Annotated in this window: 19 protein-coding genes; 13 read left to right on the top strand and 6 right to left on the bottom strand. The window is 62.5% G+C overall.

The genetic code is table 11. The annotated features are described in order from the left end of the window. The first annotated feature begins 39 nt into the window (after positions 1 to 39). The 6 genes from OCT39_RS07025 to OCT39_RS07000 are packed head-to-tail and all read left to right on the top strand — an operon-like array spanning position 40 to position 5,684. The gene (locus OCT39_RS07025; protein WP_263586950.1) at positions 40 to 1,080 is read left to right on the top strand and encodes a LacI family DNA-binding transcriptional regulator; all 1,041 of its coding nucleotides are present in this window, start codon (positions 40 to 42) and stop codon (positions 1,078 to 1,080) included. Further along, complete coding sequence (locus OCT39_RS07020; RefSeq protein WP_263586949.1) at positions 1,073 to 2,086, top strand: ABC transporter substrate-binding protein; 1,014 nt, start codon at positions 1,073 to 1,075, stop codon at positions 2,084 to 2,086. Before OCT39_RS07025 ends, OCT39_RS07020 begins: the two co-directional genes overlap by 8 nt. 2 nt (positions 2,087 to 2,088) lie before the next feature. After that, positions 2,089 to 2,973 carry an ABC transporter permease gene (locus tag OCT39_RS07015; protein WP_263586948.1) on the top strand — a complete coding sequence of 295 codons (885 nt, stop codon included), beginning with the start codon at positions 2,089 to 2,091 and terminating at the stop codon, positions 2,971 to 2,973. Next, positions 2,970 to 3,758, top strand: coding sequence for an ABC transporter permease (locus OCT39_RS07010; protein ID WP_263586947.1), 789 nt, complete (start codon positions 2,970 to 2,972; stop codon positions 3,756 to 3,758). Before OCT39_RS07015 ends, OCT39_RS07010 begins: the two co-directional genes overlap by 4 nt. A 38-nt stretch (positions 3,759 to 3,796) precedes the next feature. Next, the gene (locus tag OCT39_RS07005) at positions 3,797 to 4,861 is read left to right on the top strand and encodes an ABC transporter ATP-binding protein (protein WP_263586946.1); all 1,065 of its coding nucleotides are present in this window, start codon (positions 3,797 to 3,799) and stop codon (positions 4,859 to 4,861) included. Beyond that, positions 4,854 to 5,684 (top strand): phosphodiesterase, encoded by an 831-nt coding sequence (locus OCT39_RS07000; protein ID WP_263586945.1) that lies wholly within the window; start codon positions 4,854 to 4,856, stop codon positions 5,682 to 5,684. Before OCT39_RS07005 ends, OCT39_RS07000 begins: the two co-directional genes overlap by 8 nt. Here OCT39_RS07000 and OCT39_RS06995 read toward each other — a convergent pair. Beyond that, positions 5,665 to 6,177 carry an O-acetyl-ADP-ribose deacetylase gene (locus OCT39_RS06995; protein ID WP_263586944.1) on the bottom strand — a complete coding sequence of 171 codons (513 nt, stop codon included), beginning with the start codon at positions 6,175 to 6,177 and terminating at the stop codon, positions 5,665 to 5,667. The two genes, OCT39_RS07000 and OCT39_RS06995, sit on opposite strands and share 20 nt — an antisense overlap. Before the next feature lie 24 nt (positions 6,178 to 6,201). Next, positions 6,202 to 7,071, bottom strand: coding sequence for a bifunctional transcriptional activator/DNA repair enzyme AdaA (locus OCT39_RS06990; RefSeq protein WP_263586943.1), 870 nt, complete (start codon positions 7,069 to 7,071; stop codon positions 6,202 to 6,204). 202 nt (positions 7,072 to 7,273) lie between these two features. Between OCT39_RS06990 and OCT39_RS06985 the strand changes: the two genes are divergently transcribed. Then, positions 7,274 to 7,864, top strand: a complete 591-nt coding sequence (locus tag OCT39_RS06985; RefSeq protein WP_263586942.1) for a LysE family translocator — start codon at positions 7,274 to 7,276, stop codon at positions 7,862 to 7,864. On the opposite strand, the gene OCT39_RS06980 is transcribed toward OCT39_RS06985, so the two are convergent. Continuing rightward, positions 7,823 to 8,698 carry a helix-turn-helix transcriptional regulator gene (locus tag OCT39_RS06980; RefSeq protein WP_263586941.1) on the bottom strand — a complete coding sequence of 292 codons (876 nt, stop codon included), beginning with the start codon at positions 8,696 to 8,698 and terminating at the stop codon, positions 7,823 to 7,825. The genes OCT39_RS06985 and OCT39_RS06980 overlap by 42 nt on opposite strands. Before the next feature lie 174 nt (positions 8,699 to 8,872). Between OCT39_RS06980 and OCT39_RS06975 the strand changes: the two genes are divergently transcribed. Beyond that, complete coding sequence (locus OCT39_RS06975; RefSeq protein WP_263586940.1) at positions 8,873 to 9,685, top strand: DUF1206 domain-containing protein; 813 nt, start codon at positions 8,873 to 8,875, stop codon at positions 9,683 to 9,685. A 14-nt stretch (positions 9,686 to 9,699) separates the two neighbouring features. Then, positions 9,700 to 10,302 (top strand): YqaA family protein, encoded by a 603-nt coding sequence (locus OCT39_RS06970; RefSeq protein WP_263586939.1) that lies wholly within the window; start codon positions 9,700 to 9,702, stop codon positions 10,300 to 10,302. Here OCT39_RS06970 and OCT39_RS06965 read toward each other — a convergent pair. Continuing rightward, positions 10,299 to 10,613 (bottom strand): antibiotic biosynthesis monooxygenase family protein, encoded by a 315-nt coding sequence (locus OCT39_RS06965; protein ID WP_263586938.1) that lies wholly within the window; start codon positions 10,611 to 10,613, stop codon positions 10,299 to 10,301. The two genes, OCT39_RS06970 and OCT39_RS06965, sit on opposite strands and share 4 nt — an antisense overlap. A 189-nt stretch (positions 10,614 to 10,802) precedes the next feature. Between OCT39_RS06965 and OCT39_RS06960 the strand changes: the two genes are divergently transcribed. Continuing rightward, the gene (locus tag OCT39_RS06960; RefSeq protein WP_263586937.1) at positions 10,803 to 11,384 is read left to right on the top strand and encodes an isochorismatase family protein; all 582 of its coding nucleotides are present in this window, start codon (positions 10,803 to 10,805) and stop codon (positions 11,382 to 11,384) included. Between the two features lie 61 nt (positions 11,385 to 11,445). Next, positions 11,446 to 12,405 (top strand): GlxA family transcriptional regulator, encoded by a 960-nt coding sequence (locus tag OCT39_RS06955; RefSeq protein WP_263586936.1) that lies wholly within the window; start codon positions 11,446 to 11,448, stop codon positions 12,403 to 12,405. Here the strand turns inward: OCT39_RS06955 and OCT39_RS06950 are convergent. Beyond that, complete coding sequence (locus OCT39_RS06950) at positions 12,374 to 12,793, bottom strand: MAPEG family protein (protein ID WP_263586935.1); 420 nt, start codon at positions 12,791 to 12,793, stop codon at positions 12,374 to 12,376. The two genes, OCT39_RS06955 and OCT39_RS06950, sit on opposite strands and share 32 nt — an antisense overlap. Positions 12,794 to 13,075: 282 nt before the next feature. Here OCT39_RS06950 and OCT39_RS06945 point away from each other — a divergent pair, with 282 nt between their 5' ends. Continuing rightward, positions 13,076 to 13,819: a class I SAM-dependent DNA methyltransferase gene (locus OCT39_RS06945; RefSeq protein WP_263586934.1), complete on the top strand. Its 744-nt coding sequence runs from the start codon at positions 13,076 to 13,078 to the stop codon at positions 13,817 to 13,819. Positions 13,820 to 13,853: 34 nt separating this feature from the next. On the opposite strand, the gene OCT39_RS06940 is transcribed toward OCT39_RS06945, so the two are convergent. Further along, positions 13,854 to 14,261 carry a DUF4019 domain-containing protein gene (locus tag OCT39_RS06940; protein ID WP_263586933.1) on the bottom strand — a complete coding sequence of 136 codons (408 nt, stop codon included), beginning with the start codon at positions 14,259 to 14,261 and terminating at the stop codon, positions 13,854 to 13,856. Positions 14,262 to 14,557: 296 nt separating this feature from the next. On the opposite strand from OCT39_RS06940, the gene OCT39_RS06935 reads away from it, so the two are divergent. Then, positions 14,558 to 16,000, top strand: a complete 1,443-nt coding sequence (locus OCT39_RS06935; RefSeq protein ID WP_263586932.1) for a hypothetical protein — start codon at positions 14,558 to 14,560, stop codon at positions 15,998 to 16,000. Positions 16,001 to 16,027: the final 27 nt, after the last annotated feature.

Here is a 16,027-nt window from a genome sequence, read left to right as displayed (position 1 = left end):
CCAATGAGATCGATCTCATTTTTCGACACAGGATGACCGATGGCGGATATAGCGAGCGTGGCAAAGCGTGCAGGGGTCTCTCGGGCCACCGCGGCACGCGCCTTTTCAAGCCCTGAACTAGTGCGCGACCAGACCCGCGAAAAGGTCCTGGCCGCCGCTCGGGAGCTGCGTTTTCGGCCCAACACCGTGGCACGTCAGCTGCGCGCCCAGGCCACCCGGATGATCGGCGTCATGGTGCCGAGCCTCGACAACCCGGTGTTCGCCGAGCAGCTTCAGGCCATGGAGGTCGCCGCCCGCGAGCGCGGCTTTTCGCTTTTGATCACCACCAGCGAGTACGACCCGGCCCGCGAGAGTGACATCGTCGAGTCGATGTTGCGTCAGCGGGTGGATGGGCTCGTGCTGACCGTGGCGGATGCCGACCAGAGCCCGCTACTCACCTCACTGCGCCGGGAGTCCACGCCCTGCCTGCTGGTCTATAACCCGGCGGGCGAAAGCGGCTTTCCCTCGATTGGCGTGGATAACCGCGCTGCCAGCGAAGCGGCCACCCGCCACTTGATCGATCTCGGCCACACCCACATCGGCATGGTGGCCGGGCCGCTTCTGCAATCCGACCGGGCCCGCCAGCGCTTCGAGGGCTACCGCCAAATGATGCAGAACGCGGGGCTTACGTCGCGCGCCTTGCTCGAGATGCCGCGCCATACCCGGGCCGAACTCGCCCCGATCAAAAGCCAGCTCGAAGGCCCAAATGCCCTCACCGCGCTGATCGCTACCAACGACCTGCTCGCCATCAGCCTGATCGGCGAACTCACCCGCGCCGGGGTCAAGGTACCCGGCGACGTCTCGATCATGGGGTTCGACGGCATTGCCCTTGGCAAATGCCTCTACCCCTCGCTTTGCACCATCGAGCAGCCCCGCGCCGACATCGGCCGCGAGGCCGTCAACGCCCTGCTCGCTCTGCTCGAAGGCGAGCAACCCGCGCCACCGCTTCTGCCCTACACCCTGCGCGAAGGCGAAAGCGTGGCACCTCCTGTTGCCATCACTGCTCTCTGTTCGACCCAACGAGGTTCTCACCATGCGTAACACTCCCGTACGTCTGCTGCTTGCCACCGCCCTGACGGGTGTCTCGAGCCTTGCCGCGGCGCAAGGCGCCACTACCGCGATCTGCTACAACTGCCCGCCTGAGTGGGCGGACTGGGGCGCCCAGCTTGAGCTGATCGAAGAGAAAACCGGTATCCAGGTGCCCCAGGACAACAAGAATTCCGGCCAGTCGCTGGCCCAGCTGGTCGCCGAGGCGCAGAGTCCAGTGGCGGACGTGGTCTACTACGGGGTCACCTTTGGTATTCAGGCCATGGAAGACGATGTGGTCGAGCCCTATCAGCCCGAGCACTGGGACGAGATTCCGGAGGGGTTGAAGGACCCGGAAGGCAACTGGTTCGCCATCCATTCCGGCACGCTCGGCTTCATGGTCAACGTCGATGCGCTCGACGGCGCGCCGGTGCCGACTTCCTGGGAGGACCTGCTCGACCCGGCCTATCGCGGCATGATCGGCTATCTCGACCCGGCCAGCGCCTTCGTGGGTTACGTGGGTGCCACCGCGGTCAACCTGGCCCTCGGCGGTGACCTCGAGGACTTCACCCCGGCCATCGACTACTTCAACGCGCTTGCCGACAACGACCCCATCGTGCCCAAGCAGACCAGCTACGCGCGCGTGCTTTCCGGTGAAATTCCGATCCTGCTGGACTACGACTTCAACGCCTACCGCGCCCGCTACAGCGATGGCGCCAACGTCGAGTTCGTGATTCCCGAAGAGGGCAGCATCGTGGTGCCCTACGTGATGAGCCTGGTCAAGAACGGGCCCCACTCGGACAACGGCCGCGAAGTGCTCGATTTCGTGCTATCTGACGAGGGCCAGGCGGTGTGGGCCGACGCCTACCTGCGCCCGGTACGCGAAGAGGCGATCTCCGACGAAGCGCGTCAGGTGTTTTTGCCCGACAGCGACTACGCCCGCGCAAGCGCGGTGGATTACGCGGCCATGGCGCAGGCGCAGCGCGAGTTCTCCGAGCGGTATCTCTCGGAGGTTCGCTGATCATGTCCGCCACACTCAAGCAGCCCTTCGGGGCTGCTTTTCTCGACCGACACCGGCGCACCTCCCGCCGGGCGCAGCTGATTACCCTGGTCGCGCTGGTGCCAGCGCTGACCATCTTCACGGCGTTCTGGCTACTACCGTTCTCGCGGCTTCTGCTGATGGGGGCGGAGGCGGATCGCGCCAGCGGCGTTAGCGCCTACCTGACGCTCTTGACCCACCGCCAGTACCTGATCAGCCTGGCGACCACCGTCACGCTTTCGCTGGCGGTGTCGGTCGCGGCGGTCGGGATTGCCGGCTTCGCCGGTTTCTTTCTAGCGCGCCACCGTTTTGCGGGCCAATCGCTGCTGGTGGCGATCCTGACCTTCCCACTCGCCTTTCCCGGCGTCGTGGTGGGTTTTCTGGTCATCATGCTCGGCGGGCGCCAGGGGGCGCTGGCGCAGACCAGCCTGTGGCTGTTCGGTGAGCGCTGGGTGTTTGCCTACTCGCTGCTGGGCCTGTTCATCGGCTATCTCTACTTCTCGATCCCGCGGGTGATCACCACCGTGATGGCGGCCTGCGACAACCTCGATCAGAGCCTGGAGGAGGCCGCGCGCGCGCTCGGCGCCAGCCACTGGCGGGTGATGCGCGATGTGATCATTCCCGGCATCGCCCCGGCGCTGCTCTCCACCGGCGCGATCTGCTTCGCCACCAGCATGGGCGCCTTCGGCACCGCTTTCACCCTGGGGACGCGGCTGCCCATTTTGCCGCTGAACATCTACGGCGAATTCACCAACTACGCCAACTTCGCGATGGCGGCGGCGCTTTCAGTGGTGCTTGGGCTGATTACCTGGGCGGCGCTGGCGCTAGCGCGAAAGCTTGCGAGCAACGCCCTGGGAGCCTCGGTATGAGTCAGCGCCTGCGTTTTTCACTGCAGCTGGGGTTCACCCTGCTGGTCTGCCTTTTCATGATCGTGCCCATCGCCATGTCGGTCATGGCGGGGCTGACCGAGAACTACTTTCAGGGCTTGCAAAGCGGGCTGACGCTGCGCTGGGTCAGCGAGGTGTGGGTGCTCTACTCGGACACCATCTGGCTTTCGATCAAGCTGGCGCTGGCGTGTCTGGTCATCACCACGTTGATCGGTGTGCCGGCGGCCTACGGGCTTCTGCGAAGCCGCCACCGCGTCGCGCACGCCATCGAGGAACTTCTGCTGCTGCCGGTGGCGGTACCGGGGCTTGCCACAGCGCTGGCGCTTTTGCTGGCCTACGGCAGCTTCCGCGAGTTTCGCTCGAGCTGGCTGTTCATTTTGATCGGCCACGTGCTGTTCACTCTGCCGTTCATGGTGCGCGCGGTGCATTCGGTGATGCACACCGCCCGCCTGCCGCTTCTGGAGGAAGCCGCGGCGAGTCTCGGGGCGAGCCCCTGGCAGCGCTTTTTCGGCGTGGTCGTGCCCAACTGCGCCAGCGGCATTCTGGCCGGGGCCTTGATGGTGATCACACTTTCGATCGGCGAATTCAACATCACCTGGATGCTGCACACTCCGCTCACCAAGACTCTGCCGGTCGGCCTTGCCGACAGCTACGCCTCGATGCGCCTGGAAGTGGGTTCCGCCTACACGCTGGTGTTTCTGCTCATGATCGTGCCGCTTCTGGTGATGATCCAGTGGGCCGGAAAGCTGACCGGGCCGCGCCGCTAACCCCGCCCCCTCCATTGAATACGTTTTAGAGAGCGATCATGTCCTTATCCTCGAGTATCACGCTGACCCGGTGCAGCCGCACCTTCGCCGGCGGGCACGTCGCCCTTGAGCCGCTGGATCTTCACATCAAGGCGGGCGAAACGTTGGTGCTTTTGGGCCCCTCGGGCTGCGGCAAGACCACCACGCTCAGAATCATCAGCGGCCTGGAGCGCCCGGACCCGGGCGGTCAGGTGCAGTTCGGCGAGCGTGATGTCACCGCCCTGCCCATCGAGAAGCGCGATGTCGGCATGGTGTTTCAGAACTACGCGCTGTTTCCCAACATGAACGTGGCCGACAACATTACCTACGGGCTTCGCATTCAAAAGCTTTCCCGCGCCGAGATCGACCGTCGCCTAGCGGAGGTGTTGGAGATGGTGGATTTAAAGGGCTACGCCGAGCGCTCGATCGGTGCGCTTTCCGGGGGGCAAAAGCAGCGCGTGGCGCTGGCCCGGGCGATTGCCGTGCGCCCCCGCGTGCTGCTGTTCGACGAGCCGCTGGCCGCACTCGACGCCAAGCTTCGCGACCGGCTGCGCCTGGAGATCGGTGCGCTTTTGCGCGAGCTCGGCATCACTGCGGTGTACGTGACCCACGACCAGGACGAGGCCATGGCGCTCGGCGATCGCATCGCCGTGATGCAGGCCGGGCGCATCGCCCAGCTCGGCAGCCCGCGCGAGATCTATCACCAGCCTGCCAACGCGTTCGTGGCGGACTTCATCGGCGCAGTCAACCGCCTCGCGGTGCAATCGCAGATATCCGACGGCACGTTTTGCGTACCCGGCGGCACGCTGCGCGCCTCGCACCTGGCCACGGCCAACACCCTTTACTGCCGCCCGGAAGACATCCAGGTGGTGCCCATCGAGAACGCCCAGCTCAAGGGCCGCATCATCGAGAGCGTTTTTCTGGGCCAGGCACAGCAGCTGGCAGTGGATACCGGCAATGACACGACGCTATCGGTACGCGTCTCGTCACGCCAAAGCTGGCCGACGGGCAGTGAAATCGGCCTGATGATCCCGGAGCAGGCGCTGTTTCACCCATCGGCCAGCGGAGCAAGCGCGCATGGATAAGCCCTTTCTGATTGCCCAGATCACCGACCCGCATATCAAGGCCGGCGGCAAGCTCTCCTACCGCCAGGTCGATACGGCGCGTGCCCTGACCCAAGCGATCGACACGCTCAACGCGTTGACACCGCGCCCGGATCTGGTACTCATCAGCGGCGATCTGGTCGATTTTGGCCATCCCGAGGAGTACGCCACGTTCACCAGGCTGACCGAGGCGCTGACGCGGCCCTTCTACGTCATTCCCGGCAACCACGATCACCGCGCCAACCTGCGCGAGGCGCTTGAGAGCCATCGCTACCTGTTCCAGCACCCCGAATATCTGCACTGGGTAATCGACGACTACCCGATCCGCCTGATCGGCCTGGACACGCTGGTAACCGGCAAGCCCCACGGCGAGCTCGATGCCGCAAGCCTTGCGTGGCTGGAGGCTACCCTGGCAAAGCGCCCGGACACCCCGACGCTGGTCATGCTGCACCACCATCCGTTTGTCAGCGGTATCGACCATATGGATCATCAGCCACTGCTCGATGCCGGGGCGTTCGAAGCGGTGATCGCGCGCCATCCGCAGGTCGAGCGCGTACTGTGCGGGCACCTGCATCGCAGCCTGCAAGCGCGCTTTGGCGGTACTCTCGCACTCAGCTGCCCGGGGGTGTCGCACCAGGTGAGCCTGGATCTAAGCATGGATGGGCCGGCGCACTTTCAGCTGGAGCCGCCGGGCTATTTGCTGCACGCCTATACCCCGCAAAGCGGGCTGATCACCCACCAGGGGTTCATCGAGCGCTACCCCGGCCCCTACCCGTTCTTCGACGCTAACGGGCTGATCGATTGAGCAGCGCCTCATACACCGCCAGGTCACTTTCCGAGAAGCAGCAAAACGTGACCGATTCGACCGTCGAGTGTTCACTCAGCGCCGCCTTGACCGTTTCAACCGCGACCTCGGCGGCACGCTCGATGGGAAAGCGGTAAATACCGGTACTGATGCTGGGAAACGCGATGGAGCGGGCATTGACGGACGCGGCGAGTTCCAGCGCGCGGCGGTAGCAGCCGGCGAGTTTCTCGGCCTCGCCGCGCTGTCCGCCGTTCCATACCGGGCCAACGGCGTGGATCACATAGCGAGCCGGTAGCCTGAAGCCGTCGGTCAGCTTGGCATCGCCTGTCTCACAGCCGCCGAGCGTGCGGCACGCCTGTTTGAGTTCGGGCCCGGCGGCGCGGTGGATCGCGCCGTCCACCCCGCCGCCGCCCATCAGCGACTGGTTGGCGGCGTTGACGATCGCATCAACATCGAGTGTCGTGATATCGGCCTGAATCGCATCGACGTTCATGGGGCTCTCCCTTGTTTAACTCGTTCAGGTTAACGATAGCCGACCCGACCCGGGGCTGCCCTCTTTCGCACTCTGCTGGCTGCTCTCCCAGGCCTGCACCATTTGCTTGCGCGCCACGCCCCAGCGGTAGCCGCCCAGCGCCCCGCTTTGCTGGATCACCCGGTGGCATGGGATCCAGAGCGCGACCGGATTCGCCCCAACGGCGCTGCCGACCGCCCTTGAGGCGCCGGGCTTGCCAAGCGCTTTGGCCAGCTGACCGTAGCTTGCAAGCTCCCCGGCGGGAATCGCGAGCAGCGCGCGCCATACCGCAACCTGAAAATTGGTGCCCGCCACGTGCAGCGACAGTGCTCGCGCGTCACCAAACGCGCCGTCGAAAAGCGCCTCCACCACGTAGCGCGTGGCCTCGGGCTGGTGAATTAGCTGGCTTTTGGGCCACGCAGCGGTTAGCCCGGCGAGCTGCTCGCCCATTCCATTGGCGCCGATAAACCCCAGCCGGCAGATACCCCGCTCGGTGGTGGCCGCCAGCGCCGCGCCAAAGGGGGTTGAGTGAACGCCGTAGCGAATGGTGAGCCCGTCGCCCTGTCGCTTGTGCTCGCCCGGGGTCACCGCGTCGAGCGAGACGAAGTGATCGTAAAGCCGGGAGCCGCCACTAAGCCCCACCGCATGGGCGGCCTGAAGCAGCGAATCGGTCGAGGCCATCAGGCGCTTGGCGCGCTCAAGGGTCAGCGCCTGTAGAAAACGCTTGGGCGAAATGCCGGCATAGCGGCGAAAAACACGTTGAAAGTGCGCGGGGCTCCAGTACACGTGAGCGGCCACCTCGGCAAGGCTTGGCTGGCTCGCCGCGTTGTCCACCATGTAGGCCATCGCCTTTTCGATCCGCCCGTACTCGTCCATTGCCCGCTCCGTTGTTTCTGCTCTTCGAAGTCTAAGCGCCTTGTGACCGGCTGCCGACCCGAATCCTGCGCTCCTTTCAACCCTGAACCATTCCGCTTTCACACAATGCGACAGCGCCGCGGCGCCACCTCAATTTTTTACAATACCCAGGGGGCTGGCATTGAAATACTCTGGCCCTCTTCTCCACCATGGAATCATCACCATGAGTATCTCGCTACTGCTGCCCATGTCCGCCTTTGCCCTGGCGGCCTCCATCTCGCCGGGGCCGGTCAACCTGGTGTGCCTGAGCAGCGGCACTCACTACCCCATTGCGCGCGGCCTGGTATTCGTGACCGGCGCCACGCTTGGCTTCATCGCGCTATTTCTAAGCGTAGGCGCCGGGCTTTATTCGCTTTTGCGTCACTGGCCAATGCTGGAAATCCTGCTGCGATGGGCAGGCGTGGCGTTTTTGCTCTACCTGAGCGCTAAACTGGCACTGGATGACGGCAGGCTTTCCCACCGTGCGCCCGCCAAAGCCCCCGGGTTCTGGACCGGCGCGGTGATGCAGTGGCTCAATCCCAAGGCGTGGCTTGCCTGTGCCTCCGGCATCAGCGCCTACACCGGCGCCAGCGCCGAGCTGACGCTGCTGTTTGCCGCGCTCTATCTTCCCATCTGCTGGCTATCGCTGTCGTGCTGGGTTTACGCCGGGGCGTTTTTGAAGCGCTACGTGAGCAATCCGACCCTTTTGGTCGTGATCAACCGTGTGCTTGCGCTACTGCTGGCCGTGAGCTGTCTGTTCATCGTGCTGGACTAGCGAAGGCTTCGACGTTGAAGGCGTTCGATACTGATGCGGCGTGGCAGCGAGTAGCCGCTTGAAGGTGCGCTGAAAGTGGGGCTGGTCATTGAAGCCTAGCGCCAGCGCCGTCTCTGCGATGGAGTGGCCCTGGTTTAACCATTCGCGCCCCAGCTGGACGCGCCGATTGATCAGATAGGCTCTAGGCGTCATGCCGTAATGGCGTTTGAAGCCTCGAATCAGGTGCCCTTCGCTGTAGCCGCTCACGTGGCATAGCCGCTCGAGCGTGAGCGCCTCTTGCGCGTGATCGTCAAGATATGCGGCCAGGCGCTCCAGCGCCGCCGGCACGTGCGCGGGTGAGCGCGCAGGGGTCATCGCCAAATGTGTCAGCACCGGCAAAAGTGTCTCGGTAAGCGCCGCGCGTTTTTCATCGAGGCTCGCCTTGTCGCTTCTCAAACACGTCGCCATACGCCGGTAACGGCGGTAGAGCGCGGGCTTTGACAGTACCGCCGTGGCAATATCCTGCCACTCCGGGCCGCTTGAGAGCCCCGCGCGATAGCGTAGCTCGCTCACCCAAGCGACCTCCACGTACAGCATCATATACGCCCAGGGCTCATGCTCGATGGGGTTGCAGGCGTGCACCCAACCAGGATTCATCAGCACCAAATCCCCCGCGCGAATGGGGTGCGTATCGCCTCGATAGTAGAACGAGCTTCTCCCTTGTGTGACCGCGCCGAGCGACCAGTGAGTATGGCTATGGAGTGCGTAGGCGACTTGGCGAGCATCGCTGATGCAGCGAAGCTCTACCTGAGGCAAACGCGGGTCACGCCAGAAAAGAGGAGTCGATGCGTTCATTACCGTACCTTTCGAAAATGAGTCGTGACCGGGTGACAAAAGCGCCCATGCCGAAAGCGTTAGTCCTTTGGCGCTCGATCACCTACCCTACAGGGTAGGTTTTCAAGCGCCCAGCTCGGGGCACCGGCTTCATACAGGACTATGAAGCGTCGCCATTTTAGTCAGGAGGACGTCGTGGCTCATAACACGCCCGATCATAAAGACGCCATTCAGCTCTACGCCCGTATGGGCTACGCCTCACGCGGTATCGTCTATTTGCTGGTCGGGGGGTTGGCGGCGCTGGCCGTTTTCGGCCAGGGCGGGCAAACCGAAGGCAGCCGCGGCGCACTCGAGCGTCTTCTGAGCGCGCCGTTCGGCCAGGTGCTGCTAGGGCTAATCGCGTTGGGGCTTGTGGGCTACGCCATGTGGCGCTGTATTCAGGCGATCAAGGACGCCGACAATCACGGCACCGACCCCAAGGGGCTCGCCATTCGTGCAGGACTTTTGATCAGCGCGGTCACCCATACGCTGCTGGCGTTCTATGCCGCCAGCCTGATCTTTCGTTTTGGCGGATCTTCCTCAAGCGGCTCCGGCGGCTCCCAGGGCGCAGTGGGCTGGCTTTTCGAGCAGCCTTTCGGCCGCTACCTGGTGGGGCTGGTAGGGCTTTGTGTGATTGGCGCCGGGGTGGCCCACTGCCTCAAGGGCGCAAAAGCCAAGTTCGACAAACACTTCGATATGCCTGAATCCACCAAACGCTGGGCGTACCCGGTATGCCGCTTCGGTTTGGTCATAAGAGGCATCGTATTTTTGATTGTCGGCGGTTTTTTCATCATGGCGGCGTATCATATCAACCCCAGTGAAGCCGGCGGTACCGAAGAGGTGTTTAGCGCACTTCGCACCCAGGCCTTCGGTCAGTGGCTGCTGGCTTTCGTGGCCATCGGGCTGTTCGCCTTTGGCGCCTACAGTGTGCTCGCGAGTATCTATCGCCGCATCAACCCGGGGATGTAGAAACGCACATGGCCATGGCATCGAAGCGTACCAAAGCGTGGCTTGCGCGCCTTAACGGCTCCAAAAACATGCTCTGGCTTTTGGGTACGCTGTCGTTTCTTGAAACGATCATTCTGCCCATTCCGCTCGAACTCATTTTAATTCCGCTGATGGCCGCCAACCGTGAGCGCATCTGGCGACTGGCCGCGGTCACCACCGCCGGATGCCTGTTGGCCTCGCTGGTCGGCTACGGCGTGGGGCTTTTGCTCTTTCAGTCGATCGGCACCTGGTTCATCGCCTTCATGGGAATCGAGCAGAGCTTTCAGACCTTCCAGACGTTTTTCAATCAGTACGGCTTCGCCGCCATTCTGGCTATCGGTATTCTGCCGATTCCGTTTCAGGTCGCCATGATCACCGCCGGACTTTCGAACTATCCGGTGCTGCTGTTCGTGCTGGCGGCCCTGATCGCACGTGGACTTCGCTACTATGGGCTGGCCTGGCTGGTTAGCCGCTTCGGCCATCGGGTATTGGTGCTTTGGAAGCGCCACGCCCTATTGACCAGCGTTGTGGTCGGCCTGTCGGTGTTGCTGTTGGCTCTGTTGCTGCAGTTTCTAGCGGGACTGATTATGTCGTCCTAGACCCCGTAGTCACGCTCGACCCTGGCAATGCGGGTGCGAAAATGGCGATACCACCGCTGATGGCCTAACCGCTGCGCCTCCTGGTGCTCGGCGTGATTTTTCCACGCCTTGATCGACTCGATATCCGCCCAGTAGGAAACCGTCACACCTACCTCCTCGCGTGCGGACTCCACGCCTAAAAATCCCGGCTGCTCGGCGGCGAGCGCGACCATGCGCGCGGCCATTACCTCGTAACCTTCGGTGTGCTCGGTAAGCGTCGAGGTAAAGATCACGGCGTAGTACGGAGGTTCGGGCGTTGCGGCTAGTAGCATGGCGGCTTCTCGCTGGGCGTGTTGAAATCGTCATCCTATCCATTGCACATGGGAGCGCCAACCCGAAATCGAGCATCCTGCGCCGAAAGGCGCAATGGCCGTTTTCGTCCGGTTTGTGGCCGTGAGTTGTCTCGTCGTAGTGACAGCGCCTCGTTAAGCTGGAACCTCACTCAAATCAAGAGGTTCACCATGGCACCTACCAACGCTTCAAACCCCGCGACCGCCCTGCTTCTGATCGACGTTCAGGCCTCCTTTCCTGCCAAGGAGTATTGGGTCGAGAGCCTGGCCAATGCCTGGAAGCCGAAGCAGCGCGCCCTGCTCGATGCTGCCCACGCTGAGGGTATTCCAGTGGTGCGCATTTTCCATGAAGCGCCGGGAAGCCAAGGGCCGTTCGACCCCGACCAGGGGATGATTCAACCGCTCGACGGCTTTGATGACCCCACGGCGATTACCTTTCACAAGCGCGTACATAACGCGTTTAGCGATACCGGGCTCGAACAATGGCTATGCGAGCGCGCCATCTCTCGCTTGGCGATTAGCGGTATTCGTACAGAGCAGTGCTGCGAAACCACCGCGCGGGTCGCCTCGGATCTGGGCTTCGAAGTCGACTTCGTCAGCGACGCCACGCTCACGTTTCCCATGACGCGCCACGGTGTGACCTGGTCCGCCGAGGATATCAAGGCGCGCACGGAGCTGGTGCTGGAGGGCCGCTTTGCGCGTATCATCGATACTCAAAACATGATCGATGAGTGGCAAACCCGGCGTGACTAGCTTTCGACCCCTGAATTCGCCGCCCGCACGTGGGAATGCCCCCCTGCGGGTGGCAGTGCTGATGATGCCAGGCCAAGTGCCGCTCGATCTGATCGGCCCGCTTCAGGTACTGCACTGCGCTGAGCGCCTCTCCTTGAGAATCGAGATCAGCTACCTGGGACCGAGCCCGGCGCTCGAGTGGCTAGGGCCTCTTACCCTCGGCGGCATCGCGCCGCTGCCGACCGCGCTTTCGCACCACGACCTGCTACTAATCCCCGGTCAGTATCGCAGCGCGGTCGACCCGTTAGCTCAGCGGGCGTGTATCGAGTGGCTGAGAGCCAACGTTAACCAGGTCGATACCATGATGACGGTGTGCTCCGGTACGCTGTTGCTGGCCGAGGCCGGCCTGCTCGACGGCCGCCGCTGCACCACCCATCATACCCTTTTGGATCAGCTGCGCGAGAAGGCGCCTGGGGCCCGCGTGCAGGGCGATTGTATCTTCATCGAAGACGGGCGCTACTTGACCAGCGCGGGCATTTCCACGGGCATCGATACCATGCTGCACTGGTTGACCCGTATGGGCGGCCACGCACTGGGGCTTTCGGTGGCGCGCGAGATGGTTCTTTATTTGCGCCGCAGCGGTCAGGAGCCCCAGCTCGGCGCCTGGCTCGAAGGCCGTAATCACGTGGATGAGCGTATTCACCGTGTGCAGGACGCCATTAGCGCCGCCCCCGTGAAGGCCTGGCGGGCGGAGGTGCTGGCGTCCCAAGCCGCCATGAGCGAGCGACATTTCCGGCGTCAGTTCAAACAGCTGACCGGCATGCAGGTGAGCGACTACATCAGCGGTTTGCGGCTACAGCGAGCCAAAACCCTAATGATTGAAACCGCCTGGACACTCGACCGCATCGCCGAAGAGTCCGGCTTTGGCGACGAACGGCAACTTCGCCGCTGCTGGGCGCGCGTGGAGATACGCCCGCCCGGCGAGTGGCGCCGCGACCAGCCAATGGCGATTACAGCGCCAACAGAATTTGAATCGCCATAACGATCATACACACAAGCCCCACGCCGTAGGCGATGGTGCGCCAGGGCTGAAGGCGTGCAAGATAGGCGAGCGTATGCGCGTAGCGCGCCGCGGTGAATACCATGAACAACCACATGGCAAGCCCGGGCGACGCCCCGACCAGCACGTAGGCTACGCCCAGAGCCAAAAAGATGGGGATATTCTCCAGATCGTTGGACCAGGCCTTACTCGCCTGCTGCACCTGAGGAAGTTCCTCCCTGGACGGCTCCTTCCCCGCCATGCGCGCGTCTTCCGGGGTCTTGAACGTCATTTTGGTAATACGGTGATACCCCTGGTACAGCCCGGTCGCCCACATCTTCACAAACAGCAGCACCGTCGCCACGGCGTACCAGTAAACGGCGTCATCCATGATGACCTCCTTGGATCGGTTGATGGCCGCCGTGGCAAACCCCACCACGGCTCAAAGCCACTGTAAGCATAGCTGACCCTGGCACCAGCGGAGAAAACACCGCTGGTGTTTAGAGGTGATCGCCATGAACGGCTGGAACCGGCTCGCGGTCAGCATGCGCTTCACACCAAATATGGGAACGTAAGCGGCGATTGCCCATTCTGAGGGCCTTTTGACACCGGGCTTCTAAAATCCAAAGCGCTCGTTTACCATGCGCCACCCCCTTTTCGAGCGCTGCCTGTCATGTCTGCCAACGCCCTGTATACCGACCTCTCCCGCTACTACGACGTCATGTGCGAGGAGATCGACTACCCGGCGCAGAGCCGCGCCGTACAGCGCTTGAATCAGCTTTTCGGCAACGGCGGGCGTCGCCATCTGGATCTGGCCTGCGGCACCGGCCCCCACGTGCGCCACTTTCTCGACGCAGGCTTTGATAGCATCGGACTCGACCTCAACCCGCCCATGCTGGCGCAGGCCGCCAGGCGCTGCCCCGAGGCGCGTTTCAGCCATCAGGACATGGGCGACTTCGTCGTCGGTGAGCCGCAGGATCTGATCACCTGTTTTCTCTACTCGATTCACTACAACGCGGATGTCGAGCGCCTAAAGGCGTGCATCGAAAGCGCCTGGCGCGCGCTCGAGGCGGGCGGCGTAATCTGCTTCAATGCCGTGGACAAGGAGAAGATCGACAACGCCCTTTCGGTCAAACACACCGCGCGCCGGGAAGAGGAGACGTTCACGTTCAGCTCCGGCTGGCACTACCCGGGTAAAGGCGAGCGTCAGTCGCTAAAACTCTGTATCGAGAAAACCACCGCCGGGCAGAGCGAGCGCTGGGTCGACGAACACGCCATGGTCGCCGTGAGCTTCAAGGAACTCATCGCGCTGCTAACGCCCTACTTTACCGTCGAAGTGTTCGAGCATGATTTCCAGGCGATCACGCCCTGGAACGGCGAAACGGGCAACGCGCTGTTCGTGTGCGTCAAGAACTAACCATGTATGCCAAGGGCGAACCCGAGAATATCGGCTACTGCACGTAGTAGCCGCTCACCCGCCAGGTCCCATCCTCGAAGTGCGGCGTGACGGTCTCGGTCACCTGCTTGTTGGCGAAGCTGGTTTGAAAGGTAAAGATCTTGAGATCCCCGCGCGGCGCACCGGGCATGGAGGTGTCGCTGACCACGCGCAGCGGGTGGCGCGACTCCACCGGCCCCATGTCTTTTCGCGCAAGCTCAACGGTGCGCGCCAGCATATCCGGCGATAGCGGGCGCTGTAGAAGCGGCGACGCCGACTCCCAGGCTTTCTCGAACTCTCCGCTGTCGATGCTGGCAAGCCAGGCCATCACCGCGGTTTCGGCCGGGTCGCTATGGGCAACGGCGTGGGCGGGTAGTATGGATAAAGCGAAAGCCGCCATTAAGGTACGGTGCGAAGTAGGCATAAAGGGGGCTCGTGTGGAAAAGGGTGTCTTCTGTATATCGGTCGTGCGGCGTCGGGCTTTAGCTCGTGACAACGCCTTTCAACGTGCAAAGCGTTGACCCTGTTTAATTCAGCCGGCGCAGGTGACGCTGGCAAGCGCCGTATTTGCTTTAGCCAAGCGTTGTCACTAGGGTATTGAGCGGGCAGCGCCTCTCACGCCTTCTCGCATACCGCTTTCGGTGATCGGCGGTATGTAACCCAGCCAGCCTTCAATAATTAAAAAACGGCATATAAAACGACACTCGCAAGGAAAACATCATGTCATACCCACGCGTATGCCAGTTCAAGCGACTGGCACTCGGGCTTAGCGTCTCTGCGGCCATGCTCTCCAGCGCCCAGGCACAAACCAGTGACTCGCAAACCATCGACGAGCTGCGCGCCCAGCTCAACCAGATGCAGCAGCGCATCGAGCAGCTCGAACGCCAGCAGTCCTACGGCGAATCAAACAACGACCAATCGATGGCATCGAATCAGGGCACCTCCAGCCAGAGCGGCGCTGGCCAGAGCGGTTCCAATCAAAGCGGTTCCAGTCAAAGCAACGCCAGCAAGGACGCTTATGGTGAGGGCACCGCCACGGGCACCTCGGCCAACGGCGAAGAGGCCCAGCTCGCCCAGCAGAACCAGCAAACGCTTCAAGAGATGCAGCAGGTCGAAATCGGTGGGCTGCTCGAACTCAGCGGCAGCGTCAACGACTGGGATAGCCAGAGCAAGGACACCTCGGGCGATCTCGACTTCGGCAAGTTCGTCGTGACCGTTCAGGGTGAAACCGGCGCTATCGACTACTCGCTGGCCTACCGCTTCTACGACGACTACCACTTTTTGCAGCACGGCTGGATCGGCTACAACCCCACCGAGGAAGACTCGTTCAAGCTGGGCCTGGTGCAGACGCCCTTTGGCAACATGGATTACGGCTACCTGGGCTGGTACGGCAACCTGGGCTATCTGGCGGGCTTCAACGATAACCAGAACGCCGGCATCAAGTGGGATCACTCCGCCGGGCCCTGGGACACCTCGCTTGCGTTTTTCAAAAGCGACAGTCTGGGCGATGGCAACGAGCACTACGGCGCCAACGCCGTGGGCGATGGCGCCCAGGGCAACAGCGAAGAGAACCAGGTCGCGGCGCGCCTAGGCTACACCTTCGGCCATGACACCGATTACGCCACCCAGGTGAACGTCTCGGCGAAGGGCGGTCAGCTCTACAACCGCAACACCGAACGCAGCGGCGACAATTGGTCGGCGGCACTCGGCGTGGACGGAAGCTACGGCAACTGGCGCACGCTGGTCCAGGCTACCACCTACGAGTACAACGCTAAAAATCCCGACGAGGCGACCTCGGGCATTTCCGATAACGCCCTGCAGATCGGCGCGTTCAACTTCAACTACCTGATTCCCGCTCAGGGCGAAATCTACTCGGCGAGCGTCGGTTACAACATGGACGTGGACTGGGGCCCGGTTGAAAGCCTCTATTTCTTCAACGACTTCAGCGTGATCGACCCTTCAAACGACTTTACCAGCCTCAACGGCGGCTTCGGCGATCAGCAAAACCCGATGGTCAACGATCTGGGCGTGCAGATGACCGCCGGGCCGTTCTTCGCCTGGTTCGATATCGTCTCGAACAAGAACGGGCTGAACTACTTCGGCTCGCCGGTCGACGACGGCTGGAACACCGCGTTTTTGACCAACTTCGGCTTCGAGTTCTGATCAAAGCGTCCACGCAAAAGGCCACCT

Origin of the sequence: Halomonas sp. GD1P12 (assembly GCF_025725645.1) — a bacterium.
Taxonomy (GTDB): Bacteria; Pseudomonadota; Gammaproteobacteria; order Pseudomonadales; family Halomonadaceae; genus Vreelandella.
Note: the sequence above shows the minus strand (reverse complement) of the source record. Positions and strands in the feature narration are given on the sequence as shown.